The sequence below is a fragment of the Paracoccus sp. S4493 genome (genome assembly GCF_000967735.1).
In the GTDB taxonomy this organism is placed as follows: domain Bacteria; phylum Pseudomonadota; class Alphaproteobacteria; order Rhodobacterales; family Rhodobacteraceae; genus Paracoccus; species Paracoccus marcusii.
The window spans coordinates 1-745 of record NZ_JXYF01000218.1; the positions used below are offsets into that span (position 1 = coordinate 1).

Annotated in this window: 1 pseudogene; it reads right to left on the bottom strand. The window is 60.1% G+C overall.

Going from position 1 to position 745, the window contains the following annotated elements:
• Nucleotides 1-664, bottom strand: a pseudogene (locus TW83_RS20095) (transposase); the annotation flags it as partial.
• Between the last annotated feature and the right edge of the window lie 81 nt (nucleotides 665-745).

Genomic DNA, 745 nt, shown 5'->3' on the forward strand with positions numbered 1-745 from the left:
TTGTTGCCCAAGGCCAATTGGTCATGAACGAAGTCCATGGCCCAGACTTCGTTTGGCCCGACTGCCTCCTGGCGATCATCGCGCAGCTTGGCCTTCACCCGCCGCTTCGGGTTCTTGTTCCTGAGCTGCAAGGCCAGTTCATTGTAAATTCTGCGGGTCTTCTTGATGTTGATCACCCACCCCTCCCGTCGCAGCAGGACATGCACGCGCCGATAGCCGTAGCGCAGGCGCGTTTCGCAGATTTCCTTGATCCGTCGTGCGACGGCCGCCTGATCGGTGCGCCGGGACTTGTAGTGGAACGTGGAGGTGTCGAACTGCAGGGCCCCACAAGCGCCGCGTATCGACACGCCCCAATCGATGCACATCCCGCGAACCAGCTCGCGCATCCGACCAGGCTTCAGAGCTTTCGGCGGATGACGTCCTGCAACATCTCCCGGTCGAGCGTCAGGTCCGCCACGATCTTTTTCAGGCGGCTGTTCTCGTCCTCGAGCGCCTTCAGCCGACGCATCTCGTCAGGCAGCAGACCTCCATACCGTTTCTTCCAGTTGAAGTAGGTCGCCTGACTGATCCCGGCCTTTCGGCAGATCTCCGCAACCGGCGTACCTTCCTCGCCTTGCTTCAGGATGAACGCCTTCTGCGCTTCCGTAAACTTCGATGCCTTCATCGTTCTCCGCTCCTCTCCCAGCCAGGGAAGGTTAGCCGAAAACTCCAGCCTCAAACGGTCCAGTTCTCAGGGGGCAGAGCA